The sequence below is a fragment of the Terriglobus sp. YAF25 genome (genome assembly GCF_052113305.1).
Lineage (GTDB): Bacteria > Acidobacteriota > Terriglobia > Terriglobales > Acidobacteriaceae > Terriglobus.
This window is the reverse complement of sequence record NZ_JBFRCY010000891.1, coordinates 1-1,588: the sequence shown is the minus strand read 5'-3', so window position 1 is coordinate 1,588 and position 1,588 is coordinate 1. Positions and strand designations below refer to the sequence as shown.

At 56.6% G+C, this 1,588-nt stretch carries 1 protein-coding gene; it reads right to left on the bottom strand.

Going from position 1 to position 1,588, the window contains the following annotated elements; all coding sequences use genetic code 11:
- On the bottom strand, positions 1-1,588 hold a 1,588-nt coding region (locus AB4043_RS24910), incomplete at both ends, for a TonB-dependent receptor domain-containing protein (protein ID WP_442308450.1).

Below are 1,588 nucleotides of genomic sequence, written 5' to 3'. Positions count from 1 at the left end.
GCCGAAGGTACCGACGGCATTCTGCGTAAACGCCGCCTTGTTGAGATAAGCCAGGTTTGCTTGGCGCTGAATGTGGTTGTGGGTATAGACATCTACGCCTGGGACATAATTTGGGCGGTCACGCGATTGGCCATTTCGTGAATTGTCGATGCCGCTCATGATGTCCAGTGGAACGCCACTCAAAATGCGGATAATCGGAGACAGTTGCCAATCGTTCACAACGGCGCGAGCAATTGGGTTGAGTGATTTGAAATTGCTGGAGGCGACGATGGACGTGTTGAAGATATGCCGTACATCGAAACCGCAGTTGGCACGGTCGCCACGAGGATTGTAGGGGTTCTGATTGACGATGCCTGCGACGTCACCGGGTGCGTCTCCCACCGAGATGCAGTGCGACCAGGTGTAGTTGGTCAACAGACTGAAGCTGTTCGACATACGGTGCTGAATGGCTGCAATGACGCCGTTGTAGTTAGAGTCGTAGCCATCACTGATGAATGTCATGGTTGGACTGAAGTACGCCCCCTGCGCCGGGTTGGAGAGCGCCAGAACGGTACGCTGAGCGGCGTTGCCAGTCGTGGAGCAGGCGGTGCCGGTACCGGGCGATACTGTCAGAGCTCCGCATGAGCCAGCCCCCGTCCAGGTCCCGGGAATGTAGGCAGCAGGATTGATTGCTCGACCCAGCCAGAGGTGTGCGTTGTGGTTGCCGAGATAGCTGAGAGACATCATCCAGCCGCGGCCAAGGTCCTGTTGGACCGATGCAGTCCACTGGTAGATGGTTGGGGTTCTGATGTTCCTCGGAAGCAGAACGTAGTAGGCGTTGGTCGGGAAGATTGCAGAGGCATCCGGCGGGAAGGTTCCGGGGAATGGATTGCCGCCCTTGTAGTTCGCATACGGGTTAGTGAAGTCCACCGGCCCGGTGACAGCAATTTCGTTGACGAACGGCGGGCTGGAGGTCAGGCGCTGCGAGGTAAACAGGTTGGGGGAGTCATACATGATGGCTGAGCCCGCGCGAAAGACCGTCTTGCCGTTGCCGATGGGGTCGTAGCTGATAGAGAAGCGTGGCGAAAAGTTGTTCCAGCGGTTGTTCGTGAAGCTCTTCGGAACGCCGTTATCGCCGTAAAAGAAGATTCCGGCCGGCGCGTTAGGAAAGACGGTGCTGTGCGTATTCGCATTGAAGGCTGCCTGATCGAAGGTCGAACCGCGCCCGAACTTATCGGTTTGGTAGAGCATGGGTTCGTATCGCACGCCGAGGCTGAGTGTCAGATGGGAATTGAAGTGGAAGGTATCCTGTGCGTATAGAGAAAAGATGTTCTGACGATAGGTGGTCTGTTGCTGACGGCTTTGACCGAAGCTGTTCTGCTTTCCTGTCAGGAAGTCCATCATCGGTTCGCCGGCACTGGYGCTTGCTGCTGTAATGCCGGGAACATACTGTCCGCCGCTGGCCGCGCCGCTGAACGAGAAGTTTCCGTTCTGCAGATAGCCGGCGTTAGTGTTATCGCCGGTCCGGATGTACTCACCGCCCAACGCGATCTGATGCTTGCCCTTGATCCAGTCCATGTCATCGGAGAAGGTCTCGGTGTTGACATTG